A 16,624-nucleotide genomic window follows, 5' to 3' on the forward strand; every position below is an offset into this window, starting at 1 on the left:
AAACATTCGAGATTTACATCAGAGCCAGCGTACGTATTGCCATATATATTAAAAAATCTATTAATTTTTATACGCTAACGATTCCCCTTACTTAATTGAACAATGTAATTACTAGAAAAGCTCCTTTGTCTAAAGGAGCTTTTCCTGTTGTTTATTATTTACATCCATGGAGAGACGGTCACTAATAACCGAGAAGAGTCTAACTCTCCTGCAGCGGTTCTTAAAGCCAGGTCAGTTTCGATTAATTTATAATTATGGGAGTTCATGATAGCAAGAGGGAATTTTCCGGAAGAGATGAATTCTACCGCCATCTGTACCGACTTATAACTATGTCCGCGAACCCCTTTAATAGTTAAAGTTTTGTTGTAAATTATATCCAGATCAAATTCGTTGTAACGTTGGTTTTTCAAAGCTCCTAATAGAACCGTGCCTCCCGTTTTAGCAACTTCTAATGAAGAGACAACAGGATCAGTTCCTCCGCTAGTTACATCAATAACTAAGTCAGCCATTTTCCCATAAGTAATTTCAGAAACCTTTTCAATTAGGTCCTCTGAACTAACATTAACCGAATAGTCAGCGCCTAATTCTAATGCCAACTTCAAGCGTTCAGCACTACTATTTCTTCCAGTAATAATTACCATTTCAGCTCCAGCTGCTTTTGCCGCTAAAGCACATGCAAGCCCTTGTTGACCTGGACCTTGAATAACAACTACATCACCAGGACCTACTCCTCCTACAATCCTCATCCATTCAAATCCGTTAGATAAAGGCAATGTTAATGCTGCCTCAATAGCCGGAACATGTGAAGGAATTTTGTGGATTACTGCATTAGGATGTAGGTACATATATTGACTGAAACCACCATAAAGCGATGGTTCAATAGCAATTGGAGTAGCACCATACCTTATTCCATTAACTCTTGGATTCGTGTTGGAACATAAGCGATATAAACCTGTCCGACATAGCTCACACTGACCACAAGGGATATACTCTTCCATGACAATACGATCGCCTTCTTTAACTCCCCAGCGTTTAGAGGCCAAATCACCAATTCTGTGTATATGACCCACTACATGATGACCTAAAATCATTGGTTCTTTTAAATTATTGTAATAAGAAACATCGGTTCCACAGACACCAACAATCTCCACCTTTAAAATACCTGTATCTATCTCGATATCCGGTAAAAGAATTTCTTGGATTTCTGTATGTTTTGTATCGGTTGCTACCGCTGCTAATACTTTTTTTTCCATAAAGTCCACCTCAATAAAAGTAATGGTTGCCACTTCTTACTTCACTCTACAGAGATGTGGAGTAAAGTAACTAAACTGCTATACTTGATTTCATTGTCAATAAACATATATATGACCAACCTCAATTAACCTACCAATATTTACATATTTAGATACTCAAGGCTTTATCAGGGCACAACAACCCAATAACAGGGCCAGATCGTTTATCCTTATTCGACATAACACAAACCTAAACTTTAGAAAATAGTAAAACTTATTCATTGGGTCTATATTAATAACACTTTTAGGTCTTAAACCTAATTTTTTTATTTAATATTAATAGGTTCAGCGAACATTCATCAATTGAACTTCTTCTATACTATTTTGCTTAATCTTAGATGCCTTTTTTTCCAGTTTAATAAACAAGAATATCAATGCTCCTAAAAATGGCCCAATAGCCATTGTAGCAAAACAATAAAAGTAATTACCCGTCGCATCAATTACAGCACCAACAGCTAATGGCGACAGCATAGCACCTAATTGCCACATTGCATTTACTAAGCCCGATGCTGTTCCCAATAGTCTTTTTTCTACCGAATGACCAATTACAGTATTCAAAACAGGGTAAAATGCATAGCCTAAAATCCCCATCGCTGGAATTAGCAAATATAACAACGGAAGATTTTTATTATGACCAAACCATAATAACACCGGTCCTAATAATATAAGGATCCAAAATGTTAGAGCTTTACGATCATAATAGTCTGACAAAATTCCTGTAACTGGTTTAGATAGTAAAGCTGCAAATCCAAAGATAGACATAAATAGACCAGCTTGGACAAGAGAAAGATGCAGAGACTTATTTAAATACGAATTGGCCCATGTTGCCGTTGCCATAGTAGCCCACTGCCCACCAAAACCTGCTATGCCTGTTAACATTAGATTCTTATTTTTAAATAGAGACAAAATATCACGACCAGATACTTTATCCCTATTACCTCCTTTTAAATTTTGAGAAATAGGAGTGCGTTCCTTAAGAAAAAAGAATGCGATAACTAGTCCTATCAAAGGAAGGATACCTGAAACATAAAATGCAGATCTCCAACCAAATCCATTTGCCATTGTAGGAACATACAAGTTTACCAATGAAACAGCTAAAGAAGTAGCTGTCATAAATATTCCATTAGCAAGTCCACGTCTATTTTCAGGAAACCAATCATTTATTACTACAAGACCAGCAGAAAAAATAGCCCCAGAACCAATTCCTGCAATAACCCTAGTTGCAATTCCTATTTCGAAACTAGGTGCAACTCCTGTTAGAAATGTAAACAAACCAATTATCGAAAAGCAACCTAGTAAAACTTTTCGATAACCATATCGGTCAATTAAAAAACCACCAGGAATTTGTGTAACAACATAGCCAATATAGAAAGCTGTCATGTAGCTTCCAGCTTGAGTAGCGTTTATACCCAAGTCACCTGAAGCTATCGGAATAATTGGAGACCACGACATTCTACTTACATATGAAAGTAAATATGCCAACCACGCAATCGATAGAGCGACAAAAGCTGATTTCACCTTCGTATTCATCTTTTCTTATTCCCCCTATCAGTTTTTATATATAAAAAAATAATTAATAAAAATCTACACTTTATGAAATTTTATTTTCCATAAAATCAAATTTCATTTTAATAATTATTATTGTAAGAGATTGCGCTTACATTTTTCGTTACTAATTTTTTTGATAGAATAAGATTGACTTATACAAAAGTTTCTCACAACAATTTCATTTTATGAGCACACCCGGGGTGAATCCGGTACAAGCAGAACGAATTCAATAGTCATTTGCATTCTTCTCTCTTCATCTCTAGACCCTTTTTAGGACTATCTGTTTAAATACGACGCAATTTTCCTCTAATACCCCAATGTGTTTTAGGTATCTTTAAAGAGTGGTTCTTGAAACCAAAATCATCCCCTGTGTCGTAGGCGTAATTTGAATGCCTTAACATTCATATGTACTACAGAGGTGTTTAAAAGTTTTAAAATCAATTAGAAATGTAATTATAGATTGTTTACTTCATCTATTAAACAGCCTCGAAGTCCTTTTCATTTAGTTCTAAAGCCTCTTTTGCTCCTTCTTGAAAGGGAACGCCCTTTGGAAGTAAGACAGAAGCAGAACGAATTCTATGACTACTAGGATCCAAAGCCGGTAACTTTTCTCCGTTTTCTAGAGCCCTTACTGCTTTTAACAAACATTGTCGAGCCTTTATAATAGCTGTATCACTTGTTCCTAACTTTTCTTGTGATCGGTCAACAATTGGCCCCGCACTTACTTGAACTGCATGATCCTCCATACCTACACCAAATATACCAGCAAAAGATTCGCCTCTTTTTTGCATTTCTCGATCGATAAGGAAATCATTTTCTTTATTTCCTTTTGTACGGAATGTACCTGGTATCAGTGTTGGATGAATTCCGGCCCCAGACTTCATCTGTTTAATTTCCTCTTCTGTCAGATCACGATCTGGTGTCCAACTCCAGCTCCATACCCAACAGTTTTCATCATCAATAGGCACCCAAGCATGCCCTCCTCGTGGAGCCCCTGCAAACGGAGGTATCATGGAATAAAAAGGCATAAGAAACTGTGTAATCCTCCAATAAAAGTTTTCATCATCGGCCTCTCTTCTTGCACCGATTAATAATCCATAATCGGTATCTGCAACTTCAAAGCGGGGCGCAGTATCTTTCGCTAAGAGTGATGTGCTGTTACTGTTTTTAGAAACTCCTAAACCTCCAACTGAACCGGAGTGAAGAATTGAAACGTGACTTGAATCAATTCCACCTTCTAAAGCTTGAAAAAAATTACTTTCTTGTATTTTTCTAGATAGATGGCGTTGACTATCAGAAACTAGCATCCATTCTTGTTCTGGTAATTCCGGTTTAGATTCAGTTGGTCCCATATATGTCCAAATAACTCCACCACGTTCCTCACAAGGATATGACTTAATTTTAACTTTATCCTTAAACTTACTTTCTGGCGGTTCAGAAGGTAAATCTACACAATTGCCTTCAGTGTCGAATTTCCACCCATGGTATGCGCATCTAACGCCACAGTCTTCATTCCGACCGAAAAAGAGAGACACTTTACGGTGTGGGCAGAATTCATCAACTATTCCAAGTTTTCCATTTGTATCACGAAATGCGATTAATTCCTCACCTAAAAGCTTAACTCGTACCGGTGGACAATCCGGATGAGGAAGTTCCTCTGCTAAAAGTGCTGGGATCCAGTATTGTCTAAGCATATCCCCCATACGTGTTTCAGGACCAGTTCTTGTCAATAAATAATTATCATTACTAGATAACAAATTAATTCCCCTCCTAGGTTTCATTTATGTTCTATTTTCATTTTCGGATATAACTAAAGCGTTTTCAAATTGATTCTTTTTATCTGTCTCATAGAAAATATTAATAGCTTTATTAGCATGGCTGGCCATATTAGTTTTTTTTATAGGCTCAATTAAAATCATCAATTTGTCGGGTGTTAATTACACGTATATAATAATAAGAAAATTGGGAATATTAATTTACTAGTTTATATTTATAGTTTTTAGGAAAGAAGGTTAAAATTATGAATGATAAAGAATTTGAACAATTAATTTTAAAATGTTATAGCAATAAAACAGTTGCAATTCTTGGATATCAAGATAATGGAGGACAGCAACGAGCGAATTTTCTTAGAAGTCACGGAATTGATGTAGTCATTGGTCTCCGAATTGGTGATGAAAATTGGGAGTTGGCTAAACAAGATGGCTTCACCGTATTACCGGTTTGGGAGGCAGCTGAATTGGCTCAAATAGCTCAAGTATGGTAATAAATTTAAAATAACTGTTTAAAAGTATGGAAGATAAATAACACTAACAACAATATTGGAAAAGAATACAAAATTAAAAATCTGTAAAAATAAAAGAAGTGGATTTGTTATCCACTTCTCAGCTTGTAGACAAAGTCCCTTTTTAGGGGAAGTCTATAAGCTTATTTTGTATAATAAAGATAACATTACTTTTGTGGGGGGTTCGTTCGACTTGGAAGCCTTGGGATTTCGGAAACAATGATTCCGCCAGTCGTCCGACTTATATTTCGAAAGCAAGTTTCCGTCTTTTCTTCGTCCATGTACGGTGCTTTTAATTCCGTCAGCTCATCGAGATTAAGCAGAAACACCGGCTCATCCTTACTTATCTTTTCGCTGCCTGGCGTTTCCCCTATCAAAGCATTGCGAAGGTCTACCGTCTTAAAACCCATTCCGGACGGACAAGACACCCCTCAAGCAATTTAGCCCTAATACCATTGTATTTTAATTATTTTTGGAATGTATATCCTGCTCTGGAGTTGCTAATTAGTTTGGATACTCCTTCTGGATAATAAGGCATTAGTCTATCTGCTTCCTCTAAATTTACCCATTCAACTCTTAAAATGTTTTTTTCCTTTGGAATTTGTTCAGGTGATTTTAGAACTTGCCCTTCAAACATAATAAAATATACATGATCTTCATTTATAAATGCTTCATTTAATGCAATAATATCGTTTACCTGCACATCATAGCCCGTTTCTTCTTTAACTTCTCTGATGGCTGCTTCTTTTAGAGTCTCATTTGCTTCAACTGCTCCTCCTGGTAAGGACCAAGTGTTATTTTTTTTATTTAGTACCACTAAAATCTTATTGGTATCCTCGTTAAACAAAAGTGTGTACACAACATCAACACGATTCAAATTCAATACTCCTTTTCTTATTAGTTAAGAGTTAAACAAGTCTATTGTAAATTAAACATCTTTATTTGTAATTAATTATCTTTATTGTCATTGAACACCTTTTAGTGATCCATTGGACAACTAACTCAAACAAATTATAAATCAGTTCAATCTCATTTTGGATAGCGTTTACTCTTTGGTAAAGTTGCCCGATTACACAATACAGCTTAAAGAATCAATGGAGTTCTACTTACAATTGAAGCGATTCGTTTTCTTGCTTCCCAAACTTCACGGATTTTCATATCTTTTCTTTCCTTTGTTAGTTTTGTATTAGTCATGTTGTGCCCCCTCCTTGATCATTATTCTTGGTATTCATAAGATAAATACTAATTCCTTCTATAAGATATATCAATTGTAAAAACTGACTATAAAAGGGTGAAAAACTTTTCAAACAGTTTGTTTTATAAAACTATTAATCTGTTGAGTTTACATAATAGATGAATCCACCCCAATACCTTAGCCATTTCCATCGATTATCCATGTATTCTTAAAAAAATATTTCTAAATTGGCCTTGCAATAGAAAGGATTTCCTGTTATATTACAGTCAATTAAATATTTTCTTACTTCATACTTTTTGAAGTGAGGATAGAGGAGCAAAGACCATTAGTACACATTTTGAGGAGAATGAGATCCTATGACTATTGTGGAAAGGGGAATTTGCCGAAGCGGAAAGAATCTCATGTTCTTGAAGCTGGTTCTGCTATTGAATAAATACAGAACTGTCATATAGGAAACTATATGGAGGGCTATCTTACGCGCCGAAACGATTTTTTTTTATTAAATATTGTTTCTACTGCAGCAGCGAATCCTCGTTGTTGCTTTTTTGCGTTTACTCCTGAATGGCCCTGACCACCTCTGAATTTTTTTAAAAAATTATACTAAAGGGTGTGAAGTTATGAATTTTGGCCAAGTTTTAACCGCAATGGTTACCCCGTTTAATCATAATAATGAGGTTGATTTTAATGCTACGAGAACTTTAGTAAATTATTTAATTGCTAATGGTTCTGATGGATTAGTTATAGCTGGTACAACTGGAGAGTCGCCTACATTAACAGCAGAAGAAAAAGTAGATTTATTCAAATTTGTTGGGGAAGTTGTCGATGGAAGAGTTCCAGTTATAGCTGGAACTGGCTCAAATAACACGAAAGCTTCGATTAGCTTAACAAGACAAGCAGAGGCAGCAGGAGTCGATGGAATTATGCTCGTCACCCCATACTATAACAAGCCGTCTCAAGAAGGATTATTTCAGCACTTTAATGCGATTGCCCAATCAACATCATTACCGGTAATGCTTTATAATATTCCAGGACGAAGTGTTGTAAACATGTCAGTAGAGACGATTGTTAGTCTCTCAAAGATTAACAATATTGTCGCAGTAAAAGAAGCAAGTGGTGACTTAGATGCCATGGCACAAATCATAAGCAAATCCTCTAGTGATTTTACGTTGTACAGCGGCGATGATGGGTTAACATTACCTGTTTTAGCTATCGGTGGAACAGGCATTGTTTCGGTTTCTTCACACATCATTGGTAATGAAATGCAAGAAATGATCAATAGCTTTAAAAATGGTGATGTCCATGGTGCTGCTTCTACACATCGTAACCTTCTTCCAATTATGAAAGCATTATTTGCTGCATCAAACCCATCACCGGTAAAATCGGCATTAAATATGCGAGGATTAAATGTTGGAGGTGTCCGCTTACCATTGGTCCCTTTAAACAATGAAGAAAAAATAGCACTACAAATAGCTCTACAACCTAGTAACGTAGAAGCTGTTTAGTTGAATAAATAAAATAATGATTCATTCAGCGAGACTGGCGCTAAAGGTCTTAATTCTGTCTTTGTTCTTTTTGCTTGCGTAGCTGCCATCCGTACGTTTATAGCATATCGAATGATTGAAACTAGTGAAAAGGTTCTAGAAGATATTGCACCATAGGAAGACAATCTTTAAGGGGTAAGGTTGAAAAAACCTTACCTTTAATTTTTTTACTAACGGGTCTTAAGTTCCATAATTACCTTTTCTTTCACTTCGTTTTTATCTTTTTACAGATGATAGATAGATAAATAAAAATAGTAAACGCATTAATTCTTTGATAAACCAAAATAAATGTTTACTAAGTTGGTGTATATTTATTTAAATTTATTATTTATGTTGAAAGGAAGAATACAAATGATAAAAAAAATGGAACATATAGCTATTATTGTTACTAATATGGATCATACTATTCAATACTACTCAGATATGTTTGGGTTTAAGGTTCGCCTTCGAGGATCTTCAAAAACAAGAGAGATGGCATTTTTGTACTTGGAAGAACAGCCTAGTATGGAAATTGAACTAATCAAAGACATTGAACCTATTGGTAAGTATAACAAAAGTGGAATCGTTAACCACCTTTCTTTTACAGTAGAAGATATTAATATAGCAATTAACCATTACCGGAATAAAGGAATTGAATTTTTATCCCCTCAACCACAACCAACACTTGAATGTGGACGTATGATTTTATTCAATGGACCTAATGGTGAATTGCTACAATTGGTAGAACGAGCAAAAGATTAAAGATACTTAATATGAGATGAAATAAGTAAAGTTTGATCATTTCTGTGACCCTTATTATATTAAAAGCCCTTCACATCTAAGGAGTAGACAAATTTCATAAACCGAAAATATATAGAAGGTTGGGGATATACTGATTATTGATGGTGATAAGATTACCAGATCCAAAGAAGGCACTGAAAAGTAAGAAAAGAAATCAATGACTTGATGGATGAATTGTTTGAAGATTAACAGATTAGCCCTTCTCATTTAGGAGAAAGGCTTTTACGATTTGATAGACGCAGAAAGTTTATTTGTCTACATTATTTGTTCATCTGATTTTTGGATGATTTCTTTTAGTTCTCCTGTATCACCTTTAGCATTAATAATTTCAAAGATCTCATTTAAGCCATCTGAGGTTTTTTCATCTTCCGTTTTCACAATATCCCTCCTAATTGTGATATCTTTTAAGGTCTCCCAAATTAATAAAAATAACCCCCTCCAAATAGGAGAGGGTGTAAAGGGGCTTATGGAGTTGGCTTGGCCTGGGGAATACATCCCGATATACATCTAGATAGGGCATAAAGGTTTTCCTACCTTAATAAATTATCATCAAAAGTATTTTCAATGGCTAATTCCAATTCTTCTTTTCCTTCTCCTACATAACGTTTGGTCATGTTCAAATCTTTATGCCCCATCAATTTTGAAACGGTTTGAAGGTCTATCCCCGAATCGATTAATTTTTGGCAAAACGTATTCCGCAGCTTATGGGGAGTCGCATTATATTTAGTCAGCATATATTGCACGGACCTTGGCGTGATGCGCTGATTCACACTGGATATGAAGATCGCTTCCGTTTCCATATTTAAAAATTCCTTGTATGCCTTGATCTTTTCACTAGCAGCCATGGAGAGTGGAATCTTCCTGTCTATATCCCCTTTTGAATCCCGGATGAGGATATATTGCCTGTCTCCCTCTTTTTGAATGTCGCTATGGTTCAAATCACAAAGTTCGGACACCCGGATACCCGTATGGATCAGTGTATAGACAATGGCAATATTCCTGAAATGCCCAGAGGCCTCGATTTCTTTTAGGAGATCAGCTTGCTCAAGCATGTTCAGGGCTTCTGGCGGATCTTCTTTCTTTTCCTTTGCTTTACGGTCGATGTTGAGGACGATCTCGGGTTTATCAAGGAACCTGGAAAACATCGTAATGGCTGAATAATGTTTTTCAATCGTTCCTCCACTCTTATTTGACTGTTCCATATCGTCTAAATAGGTTTGCACGTGGGATTTTTCAATCTCTTCCGCTTCTTCTTTAAACCATTGAAGAAACTGGGAGATGACTCCCACATAGGTTTTAATCGTACCATCGGATTTATTTTGACCCATTAACCATTCCGCAAAAGAATGAAGAATTTGTTTATTGTCCAGGATCTCTTCTTTACTGGTCATCGAGAAGCCCCCCTACCAAAATCATGCTATTAATACGCCTATCCAATACACGAATCGTGGAATTTATACAAAAAAACCTTAGGAGAATCCTAAGGTTTAGAATGCGTAGATAGGATTTGAACCTGATTATACGGGTTTATGAATCCTAATTCATGTGATAAACATTGCTTGGCGGCGTCCTACTCTCACAGGGGGAAACCCCCAACTACCCTCGGCGCTGAAGAGCTTAACTGCCGTGTTCGGAATGGGAACGGGTGTGACCTCTTCGCTATCGCCACCAAACATTAAAGGAACGTTGTTCCTTCAAAACTAGATAATAAGAAGGTATTTCATTTTTTAAAGCGTGGTTAAGTCCTCGATCTATTAGTATCAGTCAGCTCCACATGTCGCCACGCTTCCACCTCTGACCTATCAACCTGATCATCTTTCAGGGATCTTACTAGCTTGCGCTATGGGAAATCTCATCTCGAGGGGGGCTTCATGCTTAGATGCTTTCAGCACTTATCCCGTCCGCACGTAGCTACCCAGCTATGCCTTTGGCAAGACAACTGGTACACCAGCGGTGCGTCCATCCCGGTCCTCTCGTACTAAGGACAGCTCCTCTCAAATTTCCTGCGCCCGCGACGGATAGGGACCGAACTGTCTCACGACGTTCTGAACCCAGCTCGCGTACCGCTTTAATGGGCGAACAGCCCAACCCTTGGGACCGACTACAGCCCCAGGATGCGATGAGCCGACATCGAGGTGCCAAACCTCCCCGTCGATGTGGACTCTTGGGGGAGATAAGCCTGTTATCCCCGGGGTAGCTTTTATCCGTTGAGCGATGGCCCTTCCATGCGGAACCACCGGATCACTAAGCCCGACTTTCGTCCCTGCTCGACTTGTAGGTCTCGCAGTCAAGCTCCCTTGTGCCTTTACACTCTACGAATGATTTCCAACCATTCTGAGGGAACCTTTGGGCGCCTCCGTTACTCTTTAGGAGGCGACCGCCCCAGTCAAACTGCCCACCTGACACTGTCTCCCACCCCGATAAGGGGCGCGGGTTAGAATTTCAATACAGCCAGGGTAGTATCCCACCAACGCCTCCACCGAAGCTAGCGCTCCGGCTTCTCAGGCTCCTACCTATCCTGTACAAGCTGTACCAAAATTCAATATCAGGCTGCAGTAAAGCTCCACGGGGTCTTTCCGTCCTGTCGCGGGTAACCTGCATCTTCACAGGTACTATAATTTCACCGAGTCTCTCGTTGAGACAGTGCCCAGATCGTTACACCTTTCGTGCGGGTCGGAACTTACCCGACAAGGAATTTCGCTACCTTAGGACCGTTATAGTTACGGCCGCCGTTTACTGGGGCTTCGGTTCAAAGCTTCGCTTGCGCTAACCTCTCCCCTTAACCTTCCAGCACCGGGCGGTGTCAGCCCCTATACTTCGCCTTGCGGCTTCGCAGAGACCTGTGTTTTTGCTAAACAGTCGCCTGGGCCTATTCACTGCGGCTTTTCTGGGCTATTCACCCTAAAAAGCACCCCTTCTCCCGAAGTTACGGGGTCATTTTGCCGAGTTCCTTAACGAGAGTTCTCTCGCACACCTTAGGATTCTCTCCTCGCCTACCTGTGTCGGTTTGCGGTACGGGCACCTTACATCTCACTAGAGGCTTTTCTTGGCAGCGTGGAATCAGGAACTTCGGTACTATATTTCCCTCGCCATCACAGCTCCGCCTTAATGGAAACGGGATTTGCCTCGTTTCCGGCCTAACTGCTTGGACGCGCATATCCAACAGCGCGCTTACCCTATCCTTCTGCGTCCCCCCATCGTTCAAACGATGTATAGGTGGTACAGGAATATCAACCTGTTGTCCATCGCCTACGCCTTTCGGCCTCGGCTTAGGTCCCGACTAACCCTGAGCGGACGAGCCTTCCTCAGGAAACCTTAGGCATTCGGTGGAAGGGATTCTCACCCTTCTTTCGCTACTCATACCGGCATTCTCACTTCTAAGCGCTCCACCAGTCCTTCCGGTCTGACTTCAACGCCCTTAGAACGCTCTCCTACCATCGACACCATACGGTGTCAATCCACAGCTTCGGTGATACGTTTAGCCCCGGTACATTTTCGGCGCGGAGTCACTCGACCAGTGAGCTATTACGCACTCTTTAAATGATGGCTGCTTCTGAGCCAACATCCTGGTTGTCTAAGCAACTCCACATCCTTTTCCACTTAACGTATACTTTGGGACCTTAGCTGGTGGTCTGGGCTGTTTCCCTTTCGACTACGGATCTTATCACTCGCAGTCTGACTCCCAAGAATAAGTATTTGGCATTCGGAGTTTGACTGAATTCGGTAACCCGTTGGGGGCCCCTAGTCCAATCAGTGCTCTACCTCCAATACTCTCATCTTGAGGCTAGCCCTAAAGCTATTTCGGAGAGAACCAGCTATCTCCAGGTTCGATTGGAATTTCTCCGCTACCCACACCTCATCCCCGCACTTTTCAACGTGCGTGGGTTCGGGCCTCCATTCAGTGTTACCTGAACTTCACCCTGGACATGGGTAGATCACCTGGTTTCGGGTCTACGACCTCATACTCATTCGCCCTATTCAGACTCGCTTTCGCTGCGGCTCCGTCTTATCAACTTAACCTCGCATGAAATCGTAACTCGCCGGTTCATTCTACAAAAGGCACGCCATTACCCATTAACGGGCTTTGACTACTTGTAGGCACACGGTTTCAGGATCTATTTCACTCCCCTTCCGGGGTGCTTTTCACCTTTCCCTCACGGTACTGGTTCACTATCGGTCACTAGGTAGTATTTAGCCTTGGGAGATGGTCCTCCCTGCTTCCGACGGGATTTCTCGTGTCCCGCCGTACTCAGGATCCACTCAGGAGGGAACGAAGTTTCAACTACAGGGTTTTTACCTTCTTTGACGGACCTTTCCAGATCACTTCATTTACCCCGTTCCTTTGTAACTCCATGTTGAGTGTCCTACAACCCCAAGAGGCAAGCCTCTTGGTTTGGGCTAATTCCGTTTCGCTCGCCGCTACTCAGGAAATCGCATTTGCTTTCTCTTCCTCCGGGTACTTAGATGTTTCAGTTCCCCGGGTCTGCCTTCAGTACCCTATGTATTCAGGTAAAGATACTGTTCCATTACGAACAGTGGGTTTCCCCATTCGGAAATCTCCGGATCAAAGCTTACTTACAGCTCCCCGAAGCATATCGGTGTTAGTCCCGTCCTTCATCGGCTCCTAGTGCCAAGGCATCCACCGTGCGCCCTTTCTAACTTAACCGTTAAAAAAGATCTTACTGATGCTTTGAAAAAATTAATTACCTTCTATCTATTATCTAGTTTTCAAGGAACAAAGTATAAAGAGCATCACTAAGTGATGTATTCTCTCTTATATGAATGAATTACTCATTCAAAACTGAACAAAACAAAAGCGCTCTCGTATTTATCCTTAGAAAGGAGGTGATCCAGCCGCACCTTCCGATACGGCTACCTTGTTACGACTTCACCCCAATCATCTGTCCCACCTTAGGCGGCTGGCTCCATAAAGGTTACCTCACCGACTTCGGGTGTTACAAACTCTCGTGGTGTGACGGGCGGTGTGTACAAGGCCCGGGAACGTATTCACCGCGGCATGCTGATCCGCGATTACTAGCGATTCCGGCTTCATGTAGGCGAGTTGCAGCCTACAATCCGAACTGAGAATGGCTTTATGGGATTCGCTTACCTTCGCAGGTTTGCAGCCCTTTGTACCATCCATTGTAGCACGTGTGTAGCCCAGGTCATAAGGGGCATGATGATTTGACGTCATCCCCACCTTCCTCCGGTTTGTCACCGGCAGTCACCTTAGAGTGCCCAACTGAATGCTGGCAACTAAGATCAAGGGTTGCGCTCGTTGCGGGACTTAACCCAACATCTCACGACACGAGCTGACGACAACCATGCACCACCTGTCACTCTGTCCCCCGAAGGGGAACGCCCTATCTCTAGGGTTGTCAGAGGATGTCAAGACCTGGTAAGGTTCTTCGCGTTGCTTCGAATTAAACCACATGCTCCACCGCTTGTGCGGGCCCCCGTCAATTCCTTTGAGTTTCAGCCTTGCGGCCGTACTCCCCAGGCGGAGTGCTTAATGCGTTAGCTGCAGCACTAAAGGGCGGAAACCCTCTAACACTTAGCACTCATCGTTTACGGCGTGGACTACCAGGGTATCTAATCCTGTTTGCTCCCCACGCTTTCGCGCCTCAGTGTCAGTTACAGACCAGAAAGTCGCCTTCGCCACTGGTGTTCCTCCAAATCTCTACGCATTTCACCGCTACACTTGGAATTCCACTTTCCTCTTCTGCACTCAAGTTCCCCAGTTTCCAATGACCCTCCACGGTTGAGCCGTGGGCTTTCACATCAGACTTAAGGAACCACTATGCGCGCGCTTTACGCCCAATAATTCCGGACAACGCTTGCCACCTACGTATTACCGCGGCTGCTGGCACGTAGTTAGCCGTGGCTTTCTGGTTAGGTACCGTCAAGGTACCAGCAGTTACTCTGGTACTTGTTCTTCCCTAACAACAGAACTTTACGACCCGAAGGCCTTCTTCGTTCACGCGGCGTTGCTCCGTCAGACTTTCGTCCATTGCGGAAGATTCCCTACTGCTGCCTCCCGTAGGAGTCTGGGCCGTGTCTCAGTCCCAGTGTGGCCGATCACCCTCTCAGGTCGGCTACGCATCGTCGCCTTGGTGAGCCATTACCTCACCAACTAGCTAATGCGCCGCGGGCCCATCTATAAGTGACAGCGTAAACCGTCTTTCCATCTTCTCTCATGCGAGAAAAGAACGTATCCGGTATTAGCTCCGGTTTCCCGAAGTTATCCCAGTCTTATAGGCAGGTTGCCCACGTGTTACTCACCCGTCCGCCGCTAATCTCAGGGAGTAAGCTCCCATCGATTCGCTCGACTTGCATGTATTAGGCACGCCGCCAGCGTTCGTCCTGAGCCAGGATCAAACTCTCCGAAGAAATGTTTGACTTGCTCATTTTGCTTTTGATAGTGTGTGCTCACTTTAAAAATTAACGTTGGCGCTTTGTTTTGTTCAGTTTTCAAAGAGCAATTTCGTTGTCGGTTTGTTTCGACTTATTCATCTTAACATAGCTACGAATAGTTGTCAACTTCTGCGAAGAATTTCAGTTTCATAAAATCGCCTATTAATTAAGCGACTTCATTATCATACTTCTATTTTTTAAAATAGTCAACTTGGAATTGATAAATTAACAAACTATGACGTTTGTTCACCTTGAACCTATTTTGTTGATGTACAAAAAATCACCTAAGCAAGTTCTCCGGTCATTCATTTACCTTATTTTATGGAAGTGAATAATTTTTTAGAAACGTCTTTCTTCTATACTTATCTTTTTATTCAGCTACCTAAGCCAAGTGAGTATCCAAATGTTTTAAAAATTCTGCTGGAGATTACTGGTGTATCCAAAATAACGGCTGGTCTATTGATTCTGCTACTGAAATTTTTAGTGAGGAATGGATATCTGATGACGATTTTTTTGTCACCGAATCTGAAATTTATGGGAATAATAAACTCTATCATCAATTGAAAAAAGAACTTCGAATAAGAAAAACATAGGGAGATTTTAGTCTTCCTATGTTTTCATTCATATTATTTATCTGTTTGTTTTTGCTTCTTTTTCAAATACTCCGCACGTATTTTTTCAAGTTGCTGCTTTTTATCAAATTTGGCAGGCGTCTGTTTTTCATGAAACTTTGTCACAGCTACCTGACCTTTGTAATCCAATTGATATTTTCCCACTTTGTTCACCTACTTTTCATGTCTTTAAAGAGAATCTATTCAACAAATATAATATACCTTATTTTACTGAAGTAAACCTTATTACTTTATTAGTGTACTGCTAACTTTGCATATATCAGTAAAAACATTAAAAACTTAGTAAAATAATCATCGCCAAATGGTATTCATTTCATTGCTATAATCAAAATAAAATGCCTTGACACTCTGCATAAGCCTCAATAATTCTATTTCTTGTTTGTTCAGCTCTCTTCTAAAGGTCCAATTGTTCGGTAAATAAGGTTTAAAATATTAAAACAATCTAAGTCTACTCCATCTTTTAAATGGTTCTTAATGCTAATAACCATTACGTTCTCGATGATTTCAAATTTAGGTTTCTGAGGGGAAATATTGTTTTTTTTGCAAAGTCTTTTTACTACTTGTTTAAAAAAATCTACATCCCCAATATTTTTCTCCAAAAAATCACCCCTTGTTATTAACTTTTCTACTTATATCTATCTTAATCCAAATATTACCTTATTCAACTAAACTGCCCCTTTAGTGCCATAAGAAAATGATCGAATACCTAAAAAAGAAAGGCTATACAATCGCTCCATCTGAACAACAAACTGCATAACCAGTTAATATAACGACATGGTACATTTACGTCCTTCAAAAAATTAGAATATGGTGGGCTTATTTTGTATGGCCTTTCACGAATATATTTTCATACAAAATAGTTGCCTTAAAGACAACTCCAATCTTCAGCTAACGCACGACCCAATAGTTTAATTGGAAATCTTCACATTATTAATTAACAA

At 40.1% G+C, this 16,624-nt stretch carries 12 protein-coding genes, 3 rRNA genes and 1 riboswitch; of the genes, 3 read left to right on the top strand and 12 right to left on the bottom strand.

Going from position 1 to position 16,624, the window contains the following annotated elements:
* Nucleotides 1–158: 158 nt before the first annotated feature.
* The 3 genes from JFV29_RS13015 to JFV29_RS13025 form a co-directional block, all read right to left on the bottom strand.
* The gene (locus JFV29_RS13015; protein WP_201184206.1) at nt 159–1,253 is read right to left on the bottom strand and encodes a zinc-dependent alcohol dehydrogenase; all 1,095 of its coding nucleotides are present in this window, start codon (nt 1,251–1,253) and stop codon (nt 159–161) included.
* Nucleotides 1,254–1,577: 324 nt separating this feature from the next.
* A complete protein-coding gene (locus tag JFV29_RS13020; protein ID WP_201184209.1) occupies nt 1,578–2,822 on the bottom strand; it encodes an MFS transporter in 1,245 nt (414 codons plus the stop codon).
* Between the two features lie 494 nt (nt 2,823–3,316).
* On the bottom strand, nt 3,317–4,597 hold the full coding sequence (locus JFV29_RS13025) for a Rieske 2Fe-2S domain-containing protein (protein ID WP_201184212.1): 1,281 nt from the start codon (nt 4,595–4,597) through the stop codon (nt 3,317–3,319).
* A gap of 263 nt (nt 4,598–4,860) precedes the next feature.
* Here JFV29_RS13025 and JFV29_RS13030 point away from each other — a divergent pair, with 263 nt between their 5' ends.
* Nucleotides 4,861–5,103 (top strand): hypothetical protein, encoded by a 243-nt coding sequence (locus JFV29_RS13030; RefSeq protein ID WP_201184214.1) that lies wholly within the window; start codon nt 4,861–4,863, stop codon nt 5,101–5,103.
* 185 nt (nt 5,104–5,288) lie between these two features.
* Here the strand turns inward: JFV29_RS13030 and JFV29_RS13035 are convergent, their stop codons facing one another.
* Nucleotides 5,289–5,531, bottom strand: coding sequence for a hypothetical protein (locus JFV29_RS13035; protein ID WP_201184216.1), 243 nt, complete (start codon nt 5,529–5,531; stop codon nt 5,289–5,291).
* A 56-nt stretch (nt 5,532–5,587) separates the two neighbouring features.
* Nucleotides 5,588–5,998: an NUDIX hydrolase gene (locus tag JFV29_RS13040; RefSeq protein WP_201183791.1), complete on the bottom strand. Its 411-nt coding sequence runs from the start codon at nt 5,996–5,998 to the stop codon at nt 5,588–5,590.
* Between the two features lie 618 nt (nt 5,999–6,616).
* Nucleotides 6,617–6,795, top strand: a riboswitch (Lysine riboswitch).
* Between the two features lie 138 nt (nt 6,796–6,933).
* Between JFV29_RS13040 and dapA the strand changes: the two genes are divergently transcribed.
* Nucleotides 6,934–7,818 carry a 4-hydroxy-tetrahydrodipicolinate synthase gene (dapA, locus tag JFV29_RS13045; RefSeq protein ID WP_201184219.1) on the top strand — a complete coding sequence of 295 codons (885 nt, stop codon included), beginning with the start codon at nt 6,934–6,936 and terminating at the stop codon, nt 7,816–7,818.
* A gap of 390 nt (nt 7,819–8,208) precedes the next feature.
* Nucleotides 8,209–8,598 carry a VOC family protein gene (locus tag JFV29_RS13050; RefSeq protein ID WP_201184222.1) on the top strand — a complete coding sequence of 130 codons (390 nt, stop codon included), beginning with the start codon at nt 8,209–8,211 and terminating at the stop codon, nt 8,596–8,598.
* A gap of 294 nt (nt 8,599–8,892) precedes the next feature.
* On the opposite strand, the gene JFV29_RS31060 is transcribed toward JFV29_RS13050, so the two are convergent.
* From JFV29_RS31060 to JFV29_RS13080, 7 genes are all read right to left on the bottom strand, one after another.
* Nucleotides 8,893–9,015 carry a hypothetical protein gene (locus tag JFV29_RS31060; protein WP_255264167.1) on the bottom strand — a complete coding sequence of 41 codons (123 nt, stop codon included), beginning with the start codon at nt 9,013–9,015 and terminating at the stop codon, nt 8,893–8,895.
* 152 nt (nt 9,016–9,167) lie between these two features.
* Nucleotides 9,168–10,028, bottom strand: a complete 861-nt coding sequence (locus tag JFV29_RS13055; protein ID WP_201184225.1) for a tyrosine-type recombinase/integrase — start codon at nt 10,026–10,028, stop codon at nt 9,168–9,170.
* A gap of 166 nt (nt 10,029–10,194) precedes the next feature.
* A 5S ribosomal RNA gene (gene rrf, locus JFV29_RS13060) occupies nt 10,195–10,310 on the bottom strand.
* 61 nt (nt 10,311–10,371) lie between these two features.
* A 23S ribosomal RNA gene (locus tag JFV29_RS13065) occupies nt 10,372–13,303 on the bottom strand.
* A 172-nt stretch (nt 13,304–13,475) separates the two neighbouring features.
* Nucleotides 13,476–15,027: ribosomal RNA gene (locus JFV29_RS13070) — 16S ribosomal RNA — on the bottom strand.
* The 16S, 23S and 5S rRNA genes sit together here, the layout of an rRNA operon.
* Nucleotides 15,028–15,677: 650 nt before the next feature.
* Entirely contained in the window at nt 15,678–15,827 is a 150-nt protein-coding gene (locus tag JFV29_RS13075) for a hypothetical protein (protein ID WP_056529733.1), read from the bottom strand.
* 239 nt (nt 15,828–16,066) lie between these two features.
* Nucleotides 16,067–16,282, bottom strand: coding sequence for a hypothetical protein (locus tag JFV29_RS13080; protein ID WP_053348812.1), 216 nt, complete (start codon nt 16,280–16,282; stop codon nt 16,067–16,069).
* Nucleotides 16,283–16,624 lie beyond the last annotated feature (342 nt).

Origin of the sequence: Peribacillus sp. TH16 (assembly GCF_016651095.1) — a bacterium.
GTDB lineage: Bacteria > Bacillota > Bacilli > Bacillales > DSM-1321 > Peribacillus > Peribacillus butanolivorans.

Coding starts and splice junctions, on each gene's coding strand:
- JFV29_RS13015 (WP_201184206.1), bottom strand. CDS start 1,253: ATGGAAAAAAAAGTATTAGCAGCGGTAGCAACCGATACAAAACATACA.
- JFV29_RS13020 (WP_201184209.1), bottom strand. CDS start 2,822: ATGAATACGAAGGTGAAATCAGCTTTTGTCGCTCTATCGATTGCGTGG.
- JFV29_RS13030 (WP_201184214.1), top strand. CDS start 4,861: ATGAATGATAAAGAATTTGAACAATTAATTTTAAAATGTTATAGCAAT.
- JFV29_RS13035 (WP_201184216.1), bottom strand. CDS start 5,531: ATGGGTTTTAAGACGGTAGACCTTCGCAATGCTTTGATAGGGGAAACG.
- dapA (WP_201184219.1), top strand. CDS start 6,934: ATGAATTTTGGCCAAGTTTTAACCGCAATGGTTACCCCGTTTAATCAT.
- JFV29_RS13050 (WP_201184222.1), top strand. CDS start 8,209: ATGATAAAAAAAATGGAACATATAGCTATTATTGTTACTAATATGGAT.
- JFV29_RS13055 (WP_201184225.1), bottom strand. CDS start 10,028: ATGACCAGTAAAGAAGAGATCCTGGACAATAAACAAATTCTTCATTCT.